The organism is Pseudoalteromonas sp. TAE56, from assembly GCF_000497955.1.
Lineage (GTDB): Bacteria > Pseudomonadota > Gammaproteobacteria > Enterobacterales > Alteromonadaceae > Pseudoalteromonas.
On the sequence record NZ_AUTN01000128.1, the window covers coordinates 1 to 15,423 of the forward strand.

A 15,423-nucleotide genomic window follows, 5' to 3' on the forward strand; every position below is an offset into this window, starting at 1 on the left:
CCCCCGGCGTGACAGGCCGGTATTCTAACCAACTGAACTACCACTCCATATTTTCGTTGCTGTTTAGGTCTCCCTGACAGCGGCGTGAATAATACGAACCAACCCCTATTTCGTCAAGGGCTTTTTTGTTTTTTTATAGGTTTTTTAGTCATCTGTCATCGAAAGGTTTAAAATTTCACCTGATCTGTCATTTTTTGAGCCGTTTTTACCAACTTGATTTTTTTCTGTGTCGGCAACATCACCTTCACTTGTTTTCTTTTTCTTTAAAAAAGGCAGCTTCACTTTAAATTTAATCGGTTTTTTCTGAACAAATATACGAATTAACAACCAACCGAGTAATAAAATGAGCGTATTGCAGCCTACAATTAAGCTAATAATTGTAGACGTGGCCATTTTTTCTTCAACAGGTTCATTCTCAATCATTTCATCTGGGGTAATAATCGTTGCAGGATCAATTTCGGGCACCGCTTCTATAGGTCGTTCTATCTCAAATTTGTACGTTGGTAGCGTTGCCATAAATTCGCGGCCATTAATATTAGTCCCAAAAACTGACAGCTCAACGCTATACCTACCCCAATCATAATTTTTAACACTCAGTTGGCGTAAATCTTTAGCTGCAGCATCTATGGTAAACATTTGCTCTTCGTTATTGGGATAGTAGATTTTTCCCTGGATGATGACTGTTTCTGGCTTAACAATACTTGAGTCTATATTTATAGTTAACAGATGCTCGTCTGTGTCTTGCTCTGCTAACGCGATTTCGGTTACAAAAGGCGGCTCGTGCACTTCTATTGTATTTTGCACAATGCGGCGCTGCAGCAGAGGTGTTGCAACGTAAAGCTCTGGTGTCCATTCACCCGCAGGGAAATCTAAAGTAAACTCGCCAGTAAACACACCATCTTTAGGGCGCTCATCAAATCCACGTCCATCGTCTTTAAATTCAGCGACTTCTTGAATGCCTGCGCCAAAGTTAGCAAAGTTTTCATTGTTAGTACTTACAAAGTCGACATTAAGGCTCACAACATCTCTAAATAGGTTTGTATTAATTGGCTCACCGTCATTTAGTATTTTGCCAGTGATTTTTATTGTCTCCCCTCTAAACAACATTGAAGGAAGAGGCTCTGCCTCAAGAGATATCTCGCCTAATACGACTATTCGGCTGTCGGGCAAAATACTGCCTATGACTTGCCAAGGACCNCCTGCCATAGGTTTTTTTATGGTTACTAAATCGTAGCTGAGTTCGTCAAACCATTCTAAGTTAGGGTTTTTAACAGAGTCAGCAGCAAAGTACTTACTGCCATCGGGCCTCACTAAAATAACAGCAGGTGCACCTGATTTTCTAAAAAAAAGCAGTGTTATTTCATCTATTTTGCTATCTATGCGAAAACGATTATCAAGTAAAGGGATCTCATTTTGATGCCCATCGCGCTTGAGCACTTCTACTTGTTTTACGCCATATGCATTGCCAGTAAATAAACTAGCTGCACATAACGCTGTTAAAAAATACATCGTTTTCATTAAATCGCCTTATTCAGCGCGCCAGATACATTGGCCGCCTTCATTATTTACAAGATCCAATCGTGCCTCGTGTGCGCTTTGCTCAGCGTCACTTGCTCGCAGAACAACTAATGGGGCTCTATCACTATTTAAACGCTTTATACCGCCCTTCTGTTGCTCGCTGCCGTCATCTTTGTTTTGATTCAAATTCAACTTTGTTTGACCGCCCGTCATGGCAAGGTAAACATCGGCTAAAATCTCAGAATCCAGTAGCGCGCCGTGAAGCGTTCGTTTACCGTTATCTACATCGTAACGACGACATAATGCATCAAGGTTGTTCTTTTGACCTGGATGCAAGTCACGCGCCATTTTAAGCGTGTCGAGAACTTGACAAAAAGTATCTGTTTTAGGATAACCCTGATTAAGCAACGCAAATTCGTTATCCATGTGGCCAATATCGAACGGCGCGTTATGAATAACTAACTCAGCCCCTTCAATATAGTCGAAAAACTCTTGGGCAATTTGATGAAACAACGGTTTATCACGTAAAAATTCGTTAGTGATACCGTGAACGTCTATCGCTTCTTCTTCACTTGGCCGTTGTGGATTTATATAAACGTGAAAGTTATTGCCTGTTAAACGGCGATTTACTAACTCCACACACCCAATTTCTATAATACGGTGCCCTTGTTTAGGGTCTATGCCGGTGGTTTCTGTATCTAAAACTATTTGTCTACGTGCCATATCGAATTTAGCCTGATTCTGGTATCTTTCTATAATCACTTTATTGTACATAAGATCAAGGTAAAACAGTGCAAAAAACCGTAGAGATTTACACCGATGGCTCATGTTTAGGTAATCCAGGCCCCGGCGGTTATGGTATTTTTATGATTTATAACGGCCACGAAAAAGAAATGAGCCAAGGTTATAAACTCACAACAAATAACCGAATGGAAATGCTCGCGGCTATTGTAGCCCTAGAATCACTCACTCGAGAATGCGAAGTAAATCTAACAACCGATAGCCAATATGTTAAGCAAGGTATTGAATCGTGGATCACTAACTGGAAAAAACGTGGCTGGTTAACATCAGCTAAAAAGCCGGTTAAAAACGTCGATTTATGGAAACGCCTAGATAAAGCCTGTAGCGAGCACAATGTAACCTGGAAATGGGTTAAAGGGCATAGCGGCCATAAGTACAACGAAATAGTTGACGATTTGGCGCGCGATGCAGCTGGCAGCAAAGATTTACTAGAAGATGTAGGCTACCAGCCTTAATTAGCTGTTGTTACACCAATTTTATTAAAAACAAGTTCATTCTATCGCATTAAATAACTCACTAACTGCGTTAAAAATGATTCATATAGAACAACTATATGTCACAATTTTCGTCTTGTTAATGTGCTATTTTCTTAGCGCTATAATAGATCACTTATTTAATGCAATTGGTATTATTTTCTTGGTCGCACGTTTTGTAATGCTGCTTTGACGTTTGTCTAAGCCCTGCCCCTTTTACTGGTGCAAACTGCGGCCTTGCATGCCACTTAGGTTTTATTGGCGTAAGTGGCGCAACTCTTTTTCGTGCCACCAGCATATAAACACTGCCCATTGGTTTTAAATACTGTTTTGCAAAAGTACGCCAAAACTCAAACCTTGATAGCCTATTACCTCTTGCCAGTGATGAATAAATAAAACGTTCATCACTTACAATTTCAAAACCAAGTAAGTTTAGCCAATCTTTAACCCGTGCGGGTGTAAAAAAGCGCCCCGTCCATGGTAATTTCTGACCACTAAAAGGCAGCATTTGTGCAAGTCCGCATAAACTAAATGGATTAAAGCCAGTCACTACTATATAACCACCCGGAATAAGCGTGCGATGTGCTTCTCGTAAAATGTGATGTGGGTCTGAATGATACTCTAAGCAATGGCTTAGTATGCAGGCATCAATACTGTGCTCGTAAAATGGTAATTCGTCTATGTCAGCGACTACCCCGGTGTAAGGCCCAGGCTCTGCAACACACACTTGGTGTTTAATCGTACTTATACTTGTGTTTAATTCGCCACTTAAATTACCTAGCTTAAGCATATGATAGCCAAACATACGCGGCAGCCACTGCTCCATCTTACGTTCAATATCTGCACGCAAATAATCCCCATGAGGAAACTGCTGCCACGACAGTGGTTTGGGTCCTTCTTGAAAACTAAGGGCTGGTTTCATTTTTTGAGCTCGTTATACTATGCGATAAGTGTCACTTTATAGAGCAATTTACCATGGTGCAAGTCAAAGCAATTAAAGCCTTTTCTGATAATTACATTTGGTGTTTAACTACCGATAACAGTAACCAAGCATGGGTAGTCGATCCTGGCCAAGCACAGCCCGTATTAGCGTATCTAGCTGAGCACGAACTTACGCTTGGTGGGATTTTAATTACGCATCATCACTACGACCACACTGATGGCGTAGCTGCATTAGTTGGCGCCTATCCAAATATATCGGTTTATGGCCCCGCGAATAGTCCATTTAAAGGCATTACTCACTCACTTACTGATGGTCAAAGCATTAGCGTACTTAATATTAACTTTACTATTTTAGCGACGCCTGGGCATACACTTGATCATATTTGCTATACAAATGATGAACTTGCTTTTACAGGCGATACATTGTTTAGCGGTGGATGTGGGCGCCTATTTGAAGGCACGCCAAAGGAAATGTGGGAATCGTTTAATAAACTAAGAGAGTTGCCTGCAAGCTGTAGTGTGTATTGCACGCACGAATACACGCAAGCTAATCTTGCCTTTGCCAAAGCGGTTGAACCACGCAACCCGGAACTCCTTGCGTACAGTAAAAAAGTAAATGAGTTACGCAGTAATAACCAAATTTCCCTACCAACTTCTATTGGACAGGAGCTAAAAATAAATCCATTTATGCGTAGCGATTTGCCAACCATTACAGAGTTAGTGCCAGGAAAATTCATCTCGGTTACAAAAAACAATGAACCTTGGGGAAACTTTGCTAGTCTGAGACAGTTCAAAGACAATTTTTAATGCACAAACTAATACTTTAATATTTATTTTATTAGAATCATTAACTTAAGATATAGTGATGATTCTATTTCTGCGTTTTAAAAAGTCATTAAGTGGCAATGTTAACTCATAACAGGTAGTATTCGCCGAGTTTTTTACCCGATGTATTGGTATTTATGAATAAATCTCCCCTATTAGTAGCCTTGGCGTTAGCGCTAAGTGGTTGTCAAACTGTGGCAACTCTAGACTCAGACTCTCAAGTCGCCACGCAAGCAAACCAACAACTCGAAGGCGCAAGTCCTAACGACATTAACAATGCATTGATGGTAAACGCACAATATCAGCAAGTTGACCCTGATGAGCAAGAAGCTCCCGTATTTGATGATGTATGGGAGCGAATTCGCTACCAACTTTCTATCGAAATACCGCAAAACCGCCCTGTTGTTACTGAACGTAATTATTACGCTCGCCACCAAGCCTATTTAGATCGTATTTCTAAACGTGCAGAACCTTACTTACACTTTATTGTTGAGGAAGTAGAAAAGCGCGAAATGCCAATCGAGATTGCACTACTTCCTATTGTAGAAAGCGCATTTGACCCATTTGGATACTCTAATCGCAGTGCGTCGGGCATTTGGCAGTTTATGCCTGCAACTGGTGAGCGATTCGATTTAAAACAAAACTGGTGGTACGACGGTCGTCGCGACATCGTGCAATCGACTCGCGCAGCACTTGACTACTTATCGTATTTACACAAAACCCTTGAAGGCGATTGGCTAAATGCGATTGCTGCTTACAACTCGGGTGAAGGGCGCTTGATGCGCGCTATTAAAAAGAATCGTAAAAAGCATTTACCTACCGATTTTTGGTCTCTTGATTTACCAAGTGAAACAACAGCCTACGTACCAAAGTTATTAGCACTTGCCGATTTATTAAAACGCTCAGATGATTTTAACGTTACATGGCAACCAGTAATTAATGCACAAGTGGTTGAAGTGGTTGATGTTGGCTCGCAAATAGATTTAGCGCTTGCTGCTGATATGGCTGATATGACGCTTACTGAGCTATACAGATTAAACCCTGGTTTTAATCGCTGGGCAACTGATCCTAATGGCCCTCATTCTTTATTATTGCCTGTTGATAAATCAGAGGAATTTAGTCAAAAACTAGCAAACACTGATGTTAAAAACAGATTACGCTGGCAGCGTTATATTGTGGCTCGAGGCGACAGCTTATCGGTAATTGCCAAAAAGTTTACAACAAGCTCAAGTGCAATCCGATCGCTTAATAAACTCAAATCAAATACGATTAAAGTAGGCCAAGAGTTATTAGTCCCCCTTACTGATGGCGCTATAAATAGCGAACATTTACCAAAGCAGATGCGTTTAGCTGCTAATAAAGCAACTCGCACAAAGCTTTCGCACACAGTTAAAAGTGGCGACACATTATGGGACATTAGCCGCGAATATGACGTAACTATGGATGAGCTGGCTAAATGGAATAAGCTAAAGAAAAACTCTGTATTGCGCCTAAATCAAAAACTAACTGTTTATAAATCAGCTAATAAACCACAAGCAACGGCAAGTACCAACCGTACTATTACATACAAAGTACGCCGTGGTGATTCACTGGCACGTATTGCGTCTAAATTTAATCTCAGCGTTAACGAAATTATTAAGTGGAATAACTTAGCCGGTCAAAAATACTTACAACCTGGCCAAAAGCTAAAACTTAAAGTAGATGTCAGAAGTAGTTAATTTATAAAACTATATTAAAAGTAAAAAGGAGCGCATGCGCTCCTTTTTCAATACTTTAACGTTAAGGATTAAGCAGGTAGTTTCTCCAGCCATGCTTTTAACCAAGGCTCGGCTACCGGCCATGGTTCAAAATCTTCACATGCATCTATTTCTAGGCGGTTGCCCACAGGCTTTGCTTGTAAATCGCGTAGTAACTCGTCAAAGCTACGTCCTGCGCCACAAAATGTATCGCCGTAACATCTGTCACCCATTGCAATTACACCAAACGGTTTATCGGTAAGCATTGGGAAAGTGCTATTCATTGCAAAGTACAATCCTGCCAAATTACTCGGTACATCACCTTGGCCTGTTGTGGAGGTAACAATTAAAATATGCGATGCATTTTTTATATCATCAAGTGATGCTTCAGTAATTAGCGTTGCAGTATGACCCGCTTGCTCAATTGTGGCTGCNCCGCCATTAACGCTGCCTACAAAAATACTAATATGTGCCATTAATAATCCTTTTCTTGCTTTGGCCAACCTAGCTGCTTACATATTTCAAGCATGTCTTCACCTAGTGGCGCTTTAATTGTTATTGATTCATTACTATAAGGGTGCAAAAAACTAAGCTCTGTTGCAAATAACATTAAGCGTCTTAGTTCAAAATGCTCTCTAAAAAATTGATTATGCTGATTATCACCGTGATTTACATCACCAATAATAGGCAGTGATAAGTGCTTTAAGTGTCTGCGAATTTGATGCTTGCGCCCTGTTTTTGGAAAACACTCAACTAACGAGTAACGCACTGTTGGGTACTTACCAATAGGAATAGGCAGTGCAGCTTGGTGCAGACAATTAAACTGGGTTTGCGCTTCTTGCGGTGCTTTATCTTGATCTGCAAACTTATCGGCTATTTTATCAAGTTCTTCTTTAAGTGGTTTATCTAAAAATACTGACTCTGGTGCAAAACCGCGCACTAAGGCCAAATAGCGCTTAGCAATGGTACCTTCAATAAATAGCTGGTTCATATCGCGAGCTGCTTCAGAGCTCAGTGCAAACAGCAATACGCCCGACGTAGGTCTATCGAGCCTATGTACTGGAAATACATGTTGCCCTAGCTGGTCACGCAACATTTGCATAGCAAACTGGGTTTCGTGTTTATCTAAAAACGAGCGATGCACTAATAAACCTGAAGGCTTATTTATAGCCACATAATTTTCATCTTGATACAAAATAGTCAGCTCGCCATATTCAATAGGCGCTGGACGCTCACTCATTTGGTTCTCCTAAAAAGGTATCAAGGGCTGTTAGTAATTCAATTATTTCATCACTCCCTGCTTTATTCACAAGTGTCATTTGCGCCATAGGCGCAATAGCAAAGTTACGTGGCAGTGGTTGCTTGTGCGTTATTAATTTTTGTATTTTATCAATAAATACAAATTGTAACCACTGCTCAAATGCCATTGTATCGTGACAAAAAGGAGTATTTGAAAGCAGTGCATCAGCGTCTATTGGCTCACTTTGCCAAAGCTGATGCTTTTTTAAAAGTGCCGTTAACTGCACTAAATAAGTTTGGGTTTGCTGGTACATAACCACCCTCTTTTATATATGTAATGCAATTATACCCTGTTCCCTCATAGGCGGCTATGGCGTATAATTGATGTAATTTTGCAGTAAAAACAGTTGAGAAAACAATGAGTGATCAAATAGCTACATTAGGTCAGCTTTTAGATGGTGCGGGTACTCAGTGGCGTGCTTTTGATATTGGCAGGCATATTACTAAGCTTGATAAAAAACAATTTTTAGCTATTGAACAAGCTCAAGTGCCTTACCCTTATCCTCTTGCTGGTCATGCTTGGCTAGCTATTCAATTTTGGGATACTAAAGCCAGTAAAGAACCTTATGTATGGTTTTTAAAGTTTCCACTAGACGAGCAAAGTATACTTGTAAGTGCTAGTCGCGATCATTTTGCTGATATGATTATTCAAGCCCTAGGCACTGAAATTACAGGTGAGCAAGCCGATGGAAAGCTTGATAATAACCCTTATGTTTTTACGCCAAACGCAAATAAATTAGCGGCATTTAATGCCCAAGTAAAAGTACTATTAAAACAGCCTGCGTCGCAGTATTACGAGCATGCACAATTATACTTTAGCGGTAAAATTGGTTTTGATAATTGGCAAAGTGTTGCACTGCAGGGTATTGCCGATTTTGCACTACGCTTAGACAGCGATACAAACTTAAGTAATCTTCAAAAAGCATGGGCGCATTTACCCATTGAAGTACTGCAACCACTCAGTGCCATGCTTGAACACGTTGAAATACCAACATCAATGAGTGAGTTACTTGTTAATTACACGCAGGCCGCAATTAGTAACAACGACACAGTGGCTATAACCGCAGCACTAAGATCTGCATCAAAAGGTCAAGCTCAAGGGCTATGCGCTCAATTAGTTGATAATGTATTAAGCTCACCGGTGGGACAAGACTCTGATGTATTATTAACAATAGCTGGACGGTGTTTTAAGCAATTAGAGAACCCTGAACGCTTACATGTATTTATGGATAATTGCGCACATCATCAAAAAATTGAAGAATTGTTTCCAAGTATTTTTGCTGACTTAGTTGCAATACCGACTATTCGCCCGCATTTATTAGGCTTATTACGTAAAGAAAATCGTAGCGAAACCCTCGCGCGTGCAATTGGAAGGTTATTCTCTTAAATGGCAAGTTTATGGACGTTCATACTTATTGGTAGTGTAATTTACTTATTTTGGCTTAACCGAAAGGTTGCTGAAGCGGCGAACGTTCATGCTAAACGTCAAAGTGAGCAACTGCAGGTGCAGTTGATGAGTGTTGCATGCACAAAACGCCGCTTTGGTTTTTTAAAGAACGGCAAGCCAGGCATCAAAAGCGAATTTATATTTGAGTTTTCAAGCGATGGTGAAAATGCTTATCAAGGTGTGTTAATTATGGAAAATGAGTTTTTGAAAAGTGTGGTTGTTCCGCCGCATAAAATATAAAGCTTATACCTTAAAGGAATTTGTTTTGATTTAATAAACTTAATTCAGCACAAAAAACTAAGGCGTAACTAAAGTTACGCCCCAATTGGACTGCATCCTGCTAGATATCCATTATCTTAAATCCGTATTATCATCCCCTGAACGAGTAAACAACCTTGTTTACCCTCACATTGCATCCTGCAATATCCATAGCCACCTTGGCAAACCCACGAAATCTATCGTTTGGCTACATACCGTAGCATCATCCTTGGTAATCCTTTTAAGTAGCTCCTGCCACTTATTGCATCCAGCAATATCCATAGCCATCTTGGCAAACCCACGAAACCTATCGTTTAGCTACATCCCGTAGCATCATCCCTGGTAATCCTTTTAAGTAGCTCCTGCCACTTTTTGCATCCTGCAATGTCCACTTGCCATCTTGGCCGTCCTGCGTAAACTAACGCTCCTGCTACTTCCTGTAGCGCCATCCGTGATTATCCTAAAGTAACTCCTATCTACTAAGTGCTTCATGCACTTCCTTATTCTTCCTTGTATCCGTTTTAGCTTGTCCTTTATGCTTCCTGCTAGCGTCTGCTATGTTGCCTATTCCGTATCCTTGGCAGTTACTCAATCATTGAGCTATGTCGTCTTGACAAAGAGAAGTTTAAAGCAATCAGGGGGGAGAAATAGGACTTAACATTAAATAAATAAACGTCACAAAAATGAAAAATAAAAATAGACTTTAAATAACAATAGCTTGAATTAAAAAAGGCTACTTATTAATAGCCTTTAACTGAGAATGCTCACGACAATGTAAGATATATCTCACGGTCTTATGTCCGTTTGGGCGCATTGGCTTACATTATAATTTTAAATAGTTGGCTCAATTATTGATTTAAACAGTAACTCGCCCTCTACTTGGTTAAAAGTAAGGTGTTTAAATGCTTCAAATTTTTCGGTTTTAAAAAATTCAATGTGTTCTTTGCGCGTTACAAATACAGCCATCCCCGTTGACTCAGTGTTACATTTAACTAAATCATCAAGCCCTCGTAGTAAGTAACGACCAAACCCTTGCCCATGAAAATGCGGATCTACGGCAATAAAAGCTAAAAAGTAGTAATTGCCTTTCTCTTTAAGGGCATCTCTAATTGTTTGTTCTTTATCTATTAATTGATTTGTTTGTAAGTAGCCCGCACTCAGCATTAATTTTAAACGCCAGTGCCAATAACGCTGCGCTTGTAATTGGCTATTAGATTCAAATACACACGCTACTGCTTTTAATTTATCGTTGCGGTATAAACCAATTAATGGCTGCTTTTCTTGCCAAAAACTACTGAGCTCTTCGCGAATTAATGAGCGTAATTTTTTTTCGTAAACTGATTTATTTTCGTCATTGGAGCTAAGCATGTTTAGTAATACAGGATCGTCATGGTAAGCCTGATAAATTAAGCTCGCTGCAGTGCTAATATCTTCTGCGGCTAAATACTGTACGCTGAACGTATCAGCTGGTGTGGTTACACTCATTGTATTTCCTTTATTATTTTAGCTATAGACTGTTTAACTTTATACCTAACTATATACCTAAAATTATTAACCGTAAATTCAGCGAGAGTTTAACTAGCTAGGAGTAGAGTTAATCCTTAGAATAAGTTTTCATTTAGTTAATACCAATTGCATTAAATGAGTGTTCTATTATAGCGCTAGGAAAATAGCACAATAACAAGGCGAAAATTATGACATATAGTTGTTCTATATGAATAATTTTTAACGCAGTAAGTGAGCTATTTAATACGCTAGAATGGTCATGTTTTTAATAAAACTGGTATAAGGAGCAATATCATGGATACGACTAAACACGACATCAATACACTATTTGCACAACTTGGATTACCTAATTCTGATGAACAAATAGATGCATTTATTGCCTCACATGAATTAGAAGACACAACGCTACTCCAAGAAGCTTCTTTTTGGGATGAAGCACAACAGCACTTTTTAGCTGAATCGCTTGCACAGGATGGTGATTGGTGTGAAGTAATTGACGAGTTAGATGTACGCATTCGTCAAAGTAAGTAACTTTATTTAATGTACCCTCCCTTATTTATTGCTAACATAGCATCTGCGCAGCATTTATATGCTGCGTATTTATTTTATTAAAGAGTTATATATCTAATGAATTCAGTTGTATTTGATGCAATTAAAGCCCTTCTTGATGAAGGCAAAACCCCTACTGTAGCACTAACTAAAAGCCGTTTGGCGCAACCGGTTCCTATGCCGATGATTATTGCAGCAGTAAGCCAATATAAAAACAATCCTGATTCAATTAATAACTTCATGAGAAACCCACAGCAGTCAGATAATACTGAGCTTAAAACAAGTCAATTAGATAGAATTGAGCAAAAACTCGATAAACTTCTTGCACTGCTAGAACAAAAATAATTTGAGACTATAAATGTTCGTTGTTGATTTAACTTTTGATTGCTACCAAGACACCACCTTAGAACAAGCCGAACAAGCAATAAATCGCTTAGTCAATGCACTTCGTTTTAATGGTCAAATAATGGGTGAAGAATTTCCAACCGTTTTAAAAGATGGATTTTTTATTACCCGTGTAATGTGCCCGACCGAAGATGCAATGCACCCGCTAAATAACAGCCCGTTTGTTAAGCACAGTATCGAAAAGTTGCATAGTGCGGGGCTACTTGCGCCAAAAGTAAAAGTGATTGGACAAGATATTCATTCCAACGGCGCTGATTGCTGTAAAGAACCATCTAGTTATATTTTATACACAACCTATGTACATACGTGTAGCCCGCTTTATTGTGGTGATGACTTTTTGCCTGTGCCGCTATTTCGTATTCCGGCAATTGCTAATGGTGATTACAAAACACTTATAAAATGGCAAGAAGATTGGCAAGCCTGCGATCAAATTCAAATTAACGGCGCAACCCGTTGTGAATTCCCGGCACTTGAAGAAATATCGAGTATTAAAAGCGACTTATATAGACGCGGAAAAGACATAACAAAGCGAATTAGTTTTTTAACTAAAAAGCCAACCTATTATTATTTATACCGTGTAGGCGGCGTAGATAAAGCGTCTGAACTTGAACGAAAATGCCCTAGTTGTAATGGCGACTGGAAATTACCTGAATCGTGGTTTGGGTTATTCGACTTTAGGTGTGAGCCATGTGGCTTAGTGTCTAATATATCGTGGGATTTTCAATAACCACTTTAATGAGTGCTTAAAATCAGCTTAGTGATGACACTAAGCTGATTTATTAAACACGTTTTAAACCTCTAATGCCTTTAAAAAAGCATTAATGTTAGGTGCAAGTACATGGTGTGTTTTTTTGCCTACGTGCTCTAAACATACTTCTCCAGTGTGCACCAAAACACTCACTAGTAAATCATCTTGATCTGTTAAACCAATAAATACTGTTTCTGGCTGCTTGAGCTTGCGTTTCATTAAAACGTGACCCGTTATATTTTGCTGTAACAAATTAAAGTCTTCTTCGTTCCATGCTTGTAGTAATTCAACCTGATGCCCATCAATACTTGCTGAAATGCTTCCACCGTACATATTCCCATATAGCTCGCTAAGCTCTTTTGGAAACTCAAGCTCAAGTGCACTGGCTAAATCATTAAGCGAACCTGCAGGTTGCTGACGCGCGCCCTGCCATTGAATGTTACCTTGCTCGTCAACCTCACCAACTTCACATGGGCTTGGCCATTGATCGTCGTGTGTAATAAGTGGGTACTTTGCAGTGTTTTTAAGGGTATTTTCGCTAAATTTTTGATGAAGTTGTTCTATAAGCAATGCAACAGACATACTGTGAAACTCATTTAAATTAGATATAATGTTCCCATTGTAACTATTTAAGAGCAAACATGACAGATTACAGCAATTCTCCAGACCTTAAAGGTAGCGTATTAGGCCAATCTACTGAGTATGTAGATGTGTACACGCCAAGCTTGCTTTTCCCTATTGCGCGCAAATTAAATCGTGATGCTTTAAATATTGACGAAGCTGAGCTGCCATTTAAAGGCCAAGACATTTGGACAGGTTACGAGCTTTCATGGTTAAACATTAAAGGTAAACCCCAAGTTGCCGTGGCCTTATTTACCTTTGAATGCCAAAGCAGCCATATTATTGAGTCAAAGTCGTTTAAACTTTATTTGAATAGCTTTAACCAAACCCGATTTGAAAGCATTGATGTAGTAAAACAGCACTTAATTGATGACTTATCAAACGCAGTTAACAGCCCTGTCAAAGTGACTTTATATAATCCTGATGATTACAATTGCTTACCGTGTACGGCGCTGCCAGGTGAATGTATTGATGACTTAGATATTGAAATTAATAATTACGATATTGATGCTAATTCACTTAAAGCAAAAAGTGATAACGTAGTTACTGAAACGCTCTACAGTCATTTACTCAAGTCAAACTGTTTAATTACCTCCCAGCCTGACTGGGCAAGTGTGATTATACGATACACAGGCGAGCAAATATGCCGCGAGTCGTTACTGCGTTATTTAATTTCGTTTAGAACGCATAACGAATTTCATGAGCAGTGTGTTGAGCGTATTTATAGCGATTTAACAACACAACTTAATATTAAAGAGTTAGAGGTTTACGCGCGTTATACTCGTCGCGGCGGGCTTGATATAAACCCGTATCGCTCTACGCACTATAACGATACGCCATTTGCCGTTAAAATTAATCGTCAGTAGGTTATTTTAAACTGGAATATTAGGGTCTGTTGACCTTTCAAGGTTAAATTTGCAGCAGTCTGTTTGGTATTTAGGCAAGGCAGAGCCTAAGTAGTGTGGTTGTTCCCCATAAATAGGCGATAACGTAGCATTAATGCCAAACAGGAGTTGCCCAAAGGGTTCTGCCTAGGGGCTATTCACTCTTTGTTGCTCGGTTTTTACTTATTCTTACATGGATGTAAGCCAGTAGAATAACGCAGGAGCAGTTATCGAGCCCACTAGGTTACAAACCTCGCGCCGCGATTAAACAGCCCCTAGGTTGAACAAATTCTAATCCGCAAAGATCGACAGACCCTAGTATTAAAAAAGGAGCCTGGGCTCCTTTTTACATTCTTTAATTAATACCAATTCCATTAAGTATGTGATCTAAATTTTACGCAGAAAAAACAATTCAGTTCTAGGCGTAAATTGATGTAAATGGTTGTTCCCTTTGTGAAATTTACAACAAAGAAATGGGTTGTTTTAGCAAGTAAAATAGATCAGCTATTTATTGGAATTGGTATAACTTCGCGCTTAGTAGGTATGGGCATACCACACACATCAACGTAGTTATGTGCTTTAACAAACCAAGGTTCAACACGGTTTTTACGAGCACTGATTAAGTTTTTAAACACAGCTGAGTTTGTTTTCATCACTTTAAATATACTTTTATCGCTTTGGACATCGCCAAGGACTTGTATATTGGTAATTGGATTAAATGCTTTTCCCTCAGTTGGTGTACGCGCTAACCGGTTAAAATGCTCTATACCTTCGAGCACTCGACCAAACACCGTAATATTTTTATCAAGGTAGCGCGGGCCTTGCCCTATCGTTACAAAAAACTCCGTGCTCGCACTATTTATATAGTTATCGCGCGCCATTGCAAACACGCCACTACAATGCACTTGCCATATTTGCGTATGTGCTGAGTTTTGAGCCACTGCAAAGCCGTTTAAAAAGCCAGTAACTGGTGCATATCCGTCGCCATTTAGCTCAGTAATTAAAAGTGGCTTGTTTGTTGTTAAATAAAACTCAGCAGGAACTGTTTTATCCGCTGTTTTAATTAATTTTTTACCCGATCTGTCGCCACCTTGCGCTACAAAACCTTCAACAAACCGATAAACGCTGGTATTTTTATAAAACCCTTCTCGTGCTAACTTTTTGATGTTTTGAACGTGCTTTGGGGCAAGCTGTTCATTGAGCTCAATGTACGCATCGCCCGTTGGGAGCGTTATCTTTAAAATATTTTGAGCGTCCACTACTCGCCAGTCATTATCTGTTGCACTAGCAATAACTTCACTCGCGCTCAATAAAGATAGCTCTTGATTAACAACATTATTGCCGAGTTGTTGGGCACAACCGCTTAATAAAACACTAAGCAGAGCTGGTAATATAATTTTTTTCATCACTC

General features: G+C 39.5%; 18 protein-coding genes. 9 read left to right on the top strand and 9 right to left on the bottom strand.

Features of this window, described 5'->3' with window-relative positions:
• Positions 1 to 144 precede the first annotated feature (144 nt).
• Both L656_RS0114630 and dnaQ read right to left on the bottom strand, forming a co-directional pair.
• A complete protein-coding gene (locus L656_RS0114630; RefSeq protein WP_024599754.1) occupies positions 145 to 1,518 on the bottom strand; it encodes a TIGR03503 family protein in 1,374 nt (457 codons plus the stop codon).
• Positions 1,519 to 1,527: 9 nt separating this feature from the next.
• Positions 1,528 to 2,241: a DNA polymerase III subunit epsilon gene (gene dnaQ, locus L656_RS0114635; RefSeq protein WP_024599755.1), complete on the bottom strand. Its 714-nt coding sequence runs from the start codon at positions 2,239 to 2,241 to the stop codon at positions 1,528 to 1,530.
• 68 nt (positions 2,242 to 2,309) lie between these two features.
• Between dnaQ and rnhA the strand changes: the two genes are divergently transcribed.
• Entirely contained in the window at positions 2,310 to 2,774 is a 465-nt protein-coding gene (rnhA, locus tag L656_RS0114640; RefSeq protein ID WP_007378210.1) for a ribonuclease HI, read from the top strand.
• Positions 2,775 to 2,928: 154 nt separating this feature from the next.
• Here the strand turns inward: rnhA and L656_RS0114645 are convergent, their stop codons facing one another.
• Positions 2,929 to 3,714 carry a class I SAM-dependent methyltransferase gene (locus L656_RS0114645; RefSeq protein WP_024599756.1) on the bottom strand — a complete coding sequence of 262 codons (786 nt, stop codon included), beginning with the start codon at positions 3,712 to 3,714 and terminating at the stop codon, positions 2,929 to 2,931.
• Positions 3,715 to 3,767: 53 nt separating this feature from the next.
• On the opposite strand from L656_RS0114645, the gene gloB reads away from it, so the two are divergent.
• Both gloB and L656_RS0114655 read left to right on the top strand, forming a co-directional pair.
• A complete protein-coding gene (gloB, locus tag L656_RS0114650; RefSeq protein WP_024599757.1) occupies positions 3,768 to 4,541 on the top strand; it encodes a hydroxyacylglutathione hydrolase in 774 nt (257 codons plus the stop codon).
• A 155-nt stretch (positions 4,542 to 4,696) separates the two neighbouring features.
• The gene (locus tag L656_RS0114655; RefSeq protein WP_024599758.1) at positions 4,697 to 6,277 is read left to right on the top strand and encodes a LysM peptidoglycan-binding domain-containing protein; all 1,581 of its coding nucleotides are present in this window, start codon (positions 4,697 to 4,699) and stop codon (positions 6,275 to 6,277) included.
• Positions 6,278 to 6,345: 68 nt separating this feature from the next.
• On the opposite strand, the gene L656_RS0114660 is transcribed toward L656_RS0114655, so the two are convergent.
• The 3 genes from L656_RS0114660 to L656_RS0114670 are packed head-to-tail and all read right to left on the bottom strand — an operon-like array spanning position 6,346 to position 7,848.
• Positions 6,346 to 6,771: a flavodoxin domain-containing protein gene (locus L656_RS0114660; protein ID WP_024599759.1), complete on the bottom strand. Its 426-nt coding sequence runs from the start codon at positions 6,769 to 6,771 to the stop codon at positions 6,346 to 6,348.
• Positions 6,771 to 7,535, bottom strand: a complete 765-nt coding sequence (gene truC / locus L656_RS0114665) for a tRNA pseudouridine(65) synthase TruC (RefSeq protein WP_024599760.1) — start codon at positions 7,533 to 7,535, stop codon at positions 6,771 to 6,773. Before truC ends, L656_RS0114660 begins: the two co-directional genes overlap by 1 nt.
• Entirely contained in the window at positions 7,528 to 7,848 is a 321-nt protein-coding gene (locus L656_RS0114670) for a YqcC family protein (RefSeq protein WP_024599761.1), read from the bottom strand. The genes truC and L656_RS0114670 overlap by 8 nt, the downstream gene beginning before the upstream one ends.
• A gap of 104 nt (positions 7,849 to 7,952) precedes the next feature.
• Here L656_RS0114670 and L656_RS0114675 point away from each other — a divergent pair, with 104 nt between their 5' ends.
• Both L656_RS0114675 and L656_RS0114680 read left to right on the top strand, forming a co-directional pair.
• Positions 7,953 to 8,981, top strand: a complete 1,029-nt coding sequence (locus tag L656_RS0114675) for a DUF3549 family protein (RefSeq protein WP_024599762.1) — start codon at positions 7,953 to 7,955, stop codon at positions 8,979 to 8,981.
• Complete coding sequence (locus tag L656_RS0114680; protein WP_002963032.1) at positions 8,982 to 9,281, top strand: DUF3301 domain-containing protein; 300 nt, start codon at positions 8,982 to 8,984, stop codon at positions 9,279 to 9,281.
• A gap of 849 nt (positions 9,282 to 10,130) precedes the next feature.
• On the opposite strand, the gene L656_RS0114695 is transcribed toward L656_RS0114680, so the two are convergent.
• Entirely contained in the window at positions 10,131 to 10,784 is a 654-nt protein-coding gene (locus L656_RS0114695) for a GNAT family N-acetyltransferase (RefSeq protein ID WP_024599763.1), read from the bottom strand.
• A 315-nt stretch (positions 10,785 to 11,099) separates the two neighbouring features.
• Between L656_RS0114695 and L656_RS0114700 the strand changes: the two genes are divergently transcribed.
• From L656_RS0114700 to L656_RS0114710, 3 genes are all read left to right on the top strand, one after another.
• A complete protein-coding gene (locus L656_RS0114700) occupies positions 11,100 to 11,336 on the top strand; it encodes a DUF2789 domain-containing protein (RefSeq protein ID WP_024599764.1) in 237 nt (78 codons plus the stop codon).
• 96 nt (positions 11,337 to 11,432) lie between these two features.
• Positions 11,433 to 11,699, top strand: coding sequence for a hypothetical protein (locus L656_RS0114705; protein WP_007378199.1), 267 nt, complete (start codon positions 11,433 to 11,435; stop codon positions 11,697 to 11,699).
• Between the two features lie 13 nt (positions 11,700 to 11,712).
• Positions 11,713 to 12,486: a Zn-ribbon-containing protein gene (locus L656_RS0114710; protein WP_024599765.1), complete on the top strand. Its 774-nt coding sequence runs from the start codon at positions 11,713 to 11,715 to the stop codon at positions 12,484 to 12,486.
• A gap of 63 nt (positions 12,487 to 12,549) precedes the next feature.
• Here L656_RS0114710 and syd read toward each other — a convergent pair whose 3' ends face one another.
• Complete coding sequence (gene syd, locus L656_RS0114715; RefSeq protein WP_024599766.1) at positions 12,550 to 13,089, bottom strand: SecY-interacting protein; 540 nt, start codon at positions 13,087 to 13,089, stop codon at positions 12,550 to 12,552.
• A 59-nt stretch (positions 13,090 to 13,148) separates the two neighbouring features.
• Between syd and queF the strand changes: the two genes are divergently transcribed.
• Entirely contained in the window at positions 13,149 to 13,994 is an 846-nt protein-coding gene (gene queF, locus L656_RS0114720) for an NADPH-dependent 7-cyano-7-deazaguanine reductase QueF (protein ID WP_024599767.1), read from the top strand.
• Between the two features lie 518 nt (positions 13,995 to 14,512).
• On the opposite strand, the gene L656_RS0114725 is transcribed toward queF, so the two are convergent.
• Positions 14,513 to 15,418: a peptidylprolyl isomerase gene (locus L656_RS0114725; protein ID WP_024599768.1), complete on the bottom strand. Its 906-nt coding sequence runs from the start codon at positions 15,416 to 15,418 to the stop codon at positions 14,513 to 14,515.
• Positions 15,419 to 15,423: the final 5 nt, after the last annotated feature.

Coding starts and splice junctions, on each gene's coding strand:
- L656_RS0114655 (WP_024599758.1), top strand. CDS start 4,697: ATGAATAAATCTCCCCTATTAGTAGCCTTGGCGTTAGCGCTAAGTGGT.
- gloB (WP_024599757.1), top strand. CDS start 3,768: ATGGTGCAAGTCAAAGCAATTAAAGCCTTTTCTGATAATTACATTTGG.
- L656_RS0114670 (WP_024599761.1), bottom strand. CDS start 7,848: ATGTACCAGCAAACCCAAACTTATTTAGTGCAGTTAACGGCACTTTTA.
- queF (WP_024599767.1), top strand. CDS start 13,149: ATGACAGATTACAGCAATTCTCCAGACCTTAAAGGTAGCGTATTAGGC.
- L656_RS0114645 (WP_024599756.1), bottom strand. CDS start 3,714: ATGAAACCAGCCCTTAGTTTTCAAGAAGGACCCAAACCACTGTCGTGG.
- truC (WP_024599760.1), bottom strand. CDS start 7,535: ATGAGTGAGCGTCCAGCGCCTATTGAATATGGCGAGCTGACTATTTTG.
- L656_RS0114725 (WP_024599768.1), bottom strand. CDS start 15,418: ATGAAAAAAATTATATTACCAGCTCTGCTTAGTGTTTTATTAAGCGGT.
- L656_RS0114705 (WP_007378199.1), top strand. CDS start 11,433: ATGAATTCAGTTGTATTTGATGCAATTAAAGCCCTTCTTGATGAAGGC.
- L656_RS0114695 (WP_024599763.1), bottom strand. CDS start 10,784: ATGAGTGTAACCACACCAGCTGATACGTTCAGCGTACAGTATTTAGCC.
- L656_RS0114680 (WP_002963032.1), top strand. CDS start 8,982: ATGGCAAGTTTATGGACGTTCATACTTATTGGTAGTGTAATTTACTTA.
- syd (WP_024599766.1), bottom strand. CDS start 13,089: ATGTCTGTTGCATTGCTTATAGAACAACTTCATCAAAAATTTAGCGAA.
- L656_RS0114675 (WP_024599762.1), top strand. CDS start 7,953: ATGAGTGATCAAATAGCTACATTAGGTCAGCTTTTAGATGGTGCGGGT.
- L656_RS0114700 (WP_024599764.1), top strand. CDS start 11,100: ATGGATACGACTAAACACGACATCAATACACTATTTGCACAACTTGGA.
- L656_RS0114710 (WP_024599765.1), top strand. CDS start 11,713: ATGTTCGTTGTTGATTTAACTTTTGATTGCTACCAAGACACCACCTTA.
- dnaQ (WP_024599755.1), bottom strand. CDS start 2,241: ATGGCACGTAGACAAATAGTTTTAGATACAGAAACCACCGGCATAGAC.